This is a genomic window from Aquabacterium commune, from assembly GCF_004362855.1.
Taxonomy (GTDB): domain Bacteria; phylum Pseudomonadota; class Gammaproteobacteria; order Burkholderiales; family Burkholderiaceae_C; genus Aquabacterium; species Aquabacterium commune.
The window spans coordinates 88,506-94,638 of the sequence record NZ_SNXW01000012.1 but is presented as its reverse complement, the minus strand read 5'-3'; the positions used below and the strand labels follow the sequence as shown (position 1 = coordinate 94,638).

Genomic DNA, 6,133 nt, shown 5'->3' with positions numbered 1-6,133 from the left:
GCAGCAGCGCCAAGATCGGCGCGGGCAAGTTCAGGCCGCTACGACCGCTGCAACCGGCTTAGCGTGCTTTATTTTCCGTTTTCTGAGGCGACCCCTACCGGAACAACGTGAACATGCTCTACATGGCGCTGACGATGCTCGCCCCGATGGGGGTGATCATGCTGGCAACGATGGGCAAGATGTACGGCAACAAGCCGCTGAACCTTGCGCTTTATGCCGGCCTGACGGTGCTGTTCCTTGCCTCGCTGTTGGCAACGCGCCGCCAGGCGCTGGTCGACGACCGCCAGTTCATCGACTCGATGATTCCCCACCATTCCGGTGCGATCCTCATGTGCCGAGAGGCAAAGCTCGCCGACCCGGAGCTTCTGAGGCTCTGCGGAGAGATCGTCAAAGCGCAACGTGCAGAGATTGAGCAGATGGAAGTGATCGCCGCACGCTTGCGAGCTCAGAAGTGAACGCGTCCTGACGACAGATGGGAATCGGCGCTCCAATCTGACACGACCGTAGTCTGCGGGGCTCGCAGCGATCATGCGCCGCTTCACAGGCTCCCATCCAAGGCAGACGTCCCCGGGGTCTCGCGATGGCAGCACAGCCGTTTGCTCGAAAAGTGCATGGCACCTTCAAGGCGCGCGCGACGACATCAAGGTGACTTGGGCGGAAGCATACCAACGCGCCGTCGAGCTGCTTGGATGCGTCCGATCCGGTCAATAGTGGCGATCTCTGGCGCTGCGCGTTTTCCGCGGGACGTGGCAGATGCTTAGCTGGAGAACCGACGACAGCCGCGTGCGCTGCGCCTTGTCTAGAGCTTCTCAGTTGGTCGACCACCCGGTGGCTCTCGCCGTTCCTCGCCCTGTACGACAAACGCTACCTCGGACTCTAGGGGCCCTTCGGCAGGTGCTCGGCAGCCTTCGCGCGGACTGCCCGAAAGTGACCCTCATCAAGCGGGCCGCCGTCAGGCTCGTATCGGGTAGGCAGGAGAGTTGCGCCCTAACTGATTGGCGCGTTGGTTATCTTCGCGGGGCGACGCAAATGACTAAAACGTAATGGCCGCGTTGGGCTGCCGTCCCAGCGGGATTCCTACAGTGAGATCCATGACGTCCGGAAACGGCGTTTGGGCCGTAGCCGCCGGCTACGGCGCTGATTTAGCTTGAAGGAGTACATCATGTCGCGCATCAATCTTTCCACCGCTATCGTCGCCGCAGTCCTCGCGATCACAACTGCGCCTGCTTTCGCAAGCAACGGCTTCACGCCGGCCAACAACGATTCCGGCGGCGAGTACCACGCCATGCCCGGCGGCAAGACACGAGCCGAGGTTATCGCGGAACTCGAAGCGGCCCGACGGGATGGCACCCTTGCGAGGATGAGCCGCAACCAGTCTTACGAGCTGGGCTATGACATGCCGACGAGGTCGGTCGGCACGAAGCGGGCGAAGGAAGCCTCCAATGGCAACATCTCGGGCAGCGGCGAACTCGTTTTCGAAGGTCCGGCAGCGGGTGCACGCACCCGGGCGGAAGTGATCGAGGAATTGCGTCGCGCGCGCGAGGACGGGTCGCTGCGCCGCATGAATACGAATCGCGGGTATTGATCAAGCGACTCAGGTTAGCGGTCGCCGATGTTCGAGGCTCGTTGCGCATTGCTTTGTGCTGGCGTCAGGCGTCTACCGCTATCGCGAGGACGGCACGGCTGCGAAGAGATCGGGGCGACCGGCTAGGAGTCTGCGCGGCAGAACTCGCTGCGCACGGTTGCAGCGTGCTGCGAGCCCATCGGCTTGAGCTTCGATGAGCTTTTAGCGGCTGTCCCGATGGGGTGCAGCCTTTGGCCAGCCTGGCAAGGCTGCTGCAGGCACATTGCAAGCGTGCTCTTCGCACAGCCTCGGCACTTGTAGCGCTGCAACCGGCTGGCTTGACCATTGCGAACGTTGGCAATGCGACCCGCCACTCAGCGAGCGGCGGCGATGCCAACATCGAGCCGAAAGCGCAGGGCAGCCAAGTGAGGCTGGAGGTTCGCAATCCCGGCGTCGGCGTCTCGCTGGAGGGTGCGGCACTTGTTCAGCCGCTTCGTGTACGGCGACGGGGCGCGGCAGGACTCGCGCAGCCATCAGGGCCTGGGATGAACCTCGTGCAAGCAGGAATCGCGGTCATGCACTGCGGCTACGACTTCGCACGGTCCCATGATGTTGGACGGAGATTGGTCTTCGGTGGCCAGCGGCATCGGAGGGCGGATGACGGATTTGTCATCGTTCGGTGCGGCTGATGTTGGTTATGTGTGCCTAGAGTCAACGCGTGCACTTGGCACATCTCTGAAAGGATCGACCATGAAGCCCTTCATCACCTCTGCAGTCCTTGCCATCGCGCTTGGCGGCATGGCCGCTCCGGCACAGGCCCATCACGCGCTCGCCAACGCAGTGAAAGCCTCCATCGAGTTGCGTGACGGCTCCACACTGCATGTCTTCAAGGATGGCAAGATGTCCAAGGAGGATGCCTTCGGTCGCGCCGTATTCCTGAAGCGCGGCGAGATACTCACGGCCAAGGACGGACGCCAGATCACGGCGGTTGGTAACGAAGTTGCCCGCCTGGAGGCCTTGCTGAAGGAAGACCATACCGGATGACTCGGCACATAGCCGCGTTCGCGGTGGTCACCCGGCAACCCCAGCGTCGACACCCTGACAACGTCCGTAGACATGTCGACAGCTTTTCCCCATCTGAACTAGGCGTTGAATGTGGATTGAAGGCCGCTGGATCTCAAGAGAGCTGTTCAGCCAGTTGATCCTGATCTGGCTGGTCGGCGTTGCGATTGCCGCGGTGGCGGTGTGGCGATTGCGCCGCAATTCAACGAAGGGCGGCGACGCCCGTCGCAAATACGTAAAGCGCACACGTCGGCGGAAAGGCAAATAGCAGGGCCACCCGACGCTTGCGTTCGCAACTCTTAACGCTCTGTAGAGCCCACCAGTGAATTTCGCAGTGCGGGTCGGTGGCCTAGGAGTCTGCGCGGCAGAACTCGCTGCGCACGGTTGCAGCGTGCTGCGATCCGTGAAGTTCTCCTGCGCCTTGTCCTCGGGCACGCCGAACTCGCGCTTGTAGCGTCCGCCACGGGGCTGCCCATCCGGACCTCGGGGACGGCGGTCGTCGTCTTCGCTGCGCCCACGCTCCAGGTCGGCCTCGCGCTGGCGTTGCTCCAGGCGTTCGCGGGCTTGGCGGATGGCTGCGAGCCGCGTCTCGCGGCGCTCGATCTCTGCGAGCAGGTCCAGCTCCGGCTCGCTCGCCTCGGCGTCGTCGGTGGCCTTGGCACGCGCCAGCAGCGCGTCGATCTGCGCCTTGAGTTCAACCTCGGCCTGCTTCATGCGCTCGTAGCTCATGGCCTTGTGGCGGCTGGCATTGGCCTTGACCTTGGTGCCGTCGATGGCCACCGTGCCCAGCTTGACCAGGCCCATCTCGCGGGCGAGCTTGACGACTTGCACGAACAGCTCCGACAGCTCCTTGAGGTGAAAGGCGCGGAAGTCGCAGATCGTGCGGTGGCGTGGGAAGTTGCCAGCCGCCAGCATTCGAAACGCCAGGTCTTCGTGCAGCCGGCGCTCGATCTTGCGCGAGCTGAATACGCCCGTGGCGTAGGCGTAGACGAGTACCTTGACCATCATGGCCGGGTGAAAGGGCTGGTTGCGCGAGCCGCCGCCCTCGTACCTAGCGTAGAACGCCTTGAGGTCCAGCGCGTCAACCGTGTCGTGGATGAAGTAAGCCAGGTGGCCTGCCGGCAGCCAGTCTTGCGGCGCCGCCGGCAGCAGCAACACTTGGTCGGGTTCGTAGGGTCGGTAGCTTCCTGCCATGCCCAATCAACGCATGCACCAGGTCCGCCGACATCAGGAACTACCCGGTTCTGCCGCGCAGACTCCTAGAAGGCAGCCTGACGATTTCTGCGTCGCGGCCTGTGGTCAGCACGGTCCTGGCGCCGTTGGTGGAGGCGTTCAGCGTCCTTCACCCCAAACTGTCGTTGCGGATCGCCTCCTTGGACGACGACGCGCCCATGCCGGAAGTTGACGATGAAGTCACCTTCAGCCTGGGCAAGCCAGCGAACGAAGAGATCGCTGTCACCCCGCTCATGGAGATCGTGTTCGTGCACTGTGCGTCGCCAAGCTACCTGCGCTGCCCCCTGAGATTCGGGGCAGGTAGTTCTAGAGTCCGATCAACCCGAGATGGAGATCGGACCGATGAAGAACCGATACACGGAGGAACAGATCATTGGATTCCTGCGTGAGGCCGATGCAGGCCTGCCAGTCAAGGAGCTGTGCAGGAAGCATGGCTTCAGCGAGCCGAGCTACTACGCCTGGAAGGCCAAGTTCGGCGGCATGAACGTGTCGGACGCGCAGCGGCTGAAGACGCTGGAGGCCGAGAACACGAAGCTCAAGAAGCTGCTGGCCAACTCGATGCTCGAGATCGACGCGATGCGCGAGGTGCTCAAGGGAAAGTGATGGCCGTGGCGGCACGGCGCGAGGTCGTGCGGCAGCTGCAGGACAAGGGCTTGAGCGAACGTCGAGCCCTCAAGCTGGTCGGCATGAGTGCCAGCACCTTGCGCTACCGCCCTCGCTACGACGGCAACGGCCGGCTGCGTGAGCGATTGACGGAGCTCGCCGGCCAGCATCGCCGCCACGGCTACCGCATGCTGCACAGCCGATTGCAGCTCGAAGGCTGGACGATCAACGTCAAGCGCACCTACCGGGTCTACCGCGAGGAAGGGCTGATGGTGCGCAAGCGCCGTCGCAAGAAGCTGCCCGTGCCCGAGCGGCAGCCGTTGGTGCGCCCGATGCAACCCGATGAGGTGTGGAGCATGGACTTTGTGTTCGACGAGCTGGCCAACGGCCGGCGGGTCAAGACGCTGACGGTCGTGGACGACTGCAGCAAGGAGGCGGTGCAGATCGCCGTGGACACGTCGATCGCTGCGCTGTACGTCACACGGGTGCTTGACCAGATCAAGGCCGAGCGAGGCTTGCCCAAAGTGATCCGCACCGACAACGGCCCGGAGTTCGCGGGCCGGACGATGCAGACCTGGGCCGCCAGAAACGGCGTCGAGCTGCGCTTCATCCAGCCCGGCAAGCCGGTGCAGAACGCCTACATCGAGAGCTTCAACAGCCGGTTCAGAGATGAGTGCCTGTCGCAGCACTGGTTCGCCAGCCTGAGCCACATGCGCAGCGTGATCGACAACTGGCGCGAGGACTACAACCACCACCGGCCGCACAGCACCCTCGGGTATGTGCCGCCGGCGGTGTTCGCCGCGCGGTGTCGCCAGCATGCTGGCGACACCGCGCCAAACCCCGCATAGATAACTACGATGCAAACCCCTGGGCTCTAGATCGAAGTGCTACGAATCCTGGGGGCAGCGCAGTGCAGCCACGCCATCGCCATCACCGCAAGTACCAGAACGCCGGCCAGCCAGCGCCTGTAGCCTTGCGGCTCGAAAAGGAGGCAACCAAGCGGGATTGCCACTGCCAGCAATGTGAAGGCCACATCGTGTGTCACAGCACCCATGTCGAAAGCGCCGGCCAGCCATGACCGGTCAGCGCTCTGCGCTGCGTTCCTGAGGTCAGCTAAACCACATCCGCCGCAAGGTTACGTCGCGATCAACGAAGTGGTGCTTTAGCGCTGCCGCGACATGCAACGCGGCTACCGCCATCAAGGCATAGTTCGTCCACTTGTGCACTTGTTCCAGCAACTGCATCTGCGCGTGATCAGTGCCCAGCAAGGACGGCAACTCGGCGACTCCGAACAGCACGATCACCTCGCCCATCCGATTGCTCAGCAGGTACCCGCTGACCGGCGCCGCCACCATGAGCAGATAAAGCGCCGCGTGGGTGGCGTGCGCCAGCCAACGCTGAGCGCGTGGCAACGAAGGCAAAGGCGGTGGGGCGCGCCGCGCCGCCCGAACCAGCAACCGCGCCAGGATCAGCCCGAAGGCGCTGACGCCGAGCCAACGATGCCAGTCGAACCAACCCTGCCGCCCCACGGCGGCATCAGGCATGTCTCCCAGGATCAACCCCGCGGTAGCCGCGACCGCCAGCGCCAGCGCCACCAGCCAGTGCATGAGCACCGCCGGCGAGCTGTAGCGTTCGAACTCGGTCGCGTTTGCCTGATCGCTCATCGGTCAC

The 6,133-nt window shown here is 63.6% G+C and carries 6 protein-coding genes and 1 pseudogene; 5 read left to right on the top strand and 2 right to left on the bottom strand.

Annotation, left to right across the window (positions count from 1 at the left end; translation table 11 throughout):
* Positions 1–113: 113 nt before the first annotated feature.
* From EV672_RS19135 to EV672_RS16740, 3 genes are all read left to right on the top strand, one after another.
* Positions 114–455, top strand: coding sequence for a DUF305 domain-containing protein (locus EV672_RS19135; RefSeq protein WP_243738738.1), 342 nt, complete (start codon positions 114–116; stop codon positions 453–455).
* Between the two features lie 707 nt (positions 456–1,162).
* Positions 1,163–1,585, top strand: a complete 423-nt coding sequence (locus tag EV672_RS16745; protein WP_133611128.1) for a DUF4148 domain-containing protein — start codon at positions 1,163–1,165, stop codon at positions 1,583–1,585.
* A gap of 729 nt (positions 1,586–2,314) precedes the next feature.
* The gene (locus EV672_RS16740) at positions 2,315–2,608 is read left to right on the top strand and encodes a CopK family periplasmic copper-binding protein (protein WP_133611127.1); all 294 of its coding nucleotides are present in this window, start codon (positions 2,315–2,317) and stop codon (positions 2,606–2,608) included.
* 417 nt (positions 2,609–3,025) lie between these two features.
* Here EV672_RS16740 and EV672_RS16735 read toward each other — a convergent pair.
* Positions 3,026–3,820, bottom strand: a pseudogene (locus tag EV672_RS16735) (transposase); the annotation flags it as partial.
* Here EV672_RS16735 and EV672_RS19390 point away from each other — a divergent pair.
* Together EV672_RS19390 and EV672_RS16725 are read left to right on the top strand one after the other, a co-directional pair.
* Complete coding sequence (locus EV672_RS19390) at positions 3,742–4,248, top strand: LysR substrate-binding domain-containing protein (RefSeq protein WP_133611139.1); 507 nt, start codon at positions 3,742–3,744, stop codon at positions 4,246–4,248. The pseudogene EV672_RS16735 and the gene EV672_RS19390 overlap by 79 nt on opposite strands.
* A protein-coding gene (locus EV672_RS16725) for an IS3 family transposase (RefSeq protein WP_424923172.1) occupies positions 4,202–5,310 on the top strand; the annotation gives its coding sequence in 2 pieces (ribosomal slippage) (positions 4,202–4,454 and positions 4,454–5,310; 1,110 coding nt in all). Before EV672_RS19390 ends, EV672_RS16725 begins: the two co-directional genes overlap by 47 nt.
* 261 nt (positions 5,311–5,571) lie before the next feature.
* Here EV672_RS16725 and EV672_RS16720 read toward each other — a convergent pair.
* Complete coding sequence (locus tag EV672_RS16720; RefSeq protein WP_133611125.1) at positions 5,572–6,126, bottom strand: cytochrome b; 555 nt, start codon at positions 6,124–6,126, stop codon at positions 5,572–5,574.
* Between the last annotated feature and the right edge of the window lie 7 nt (positions 6,127–6,133).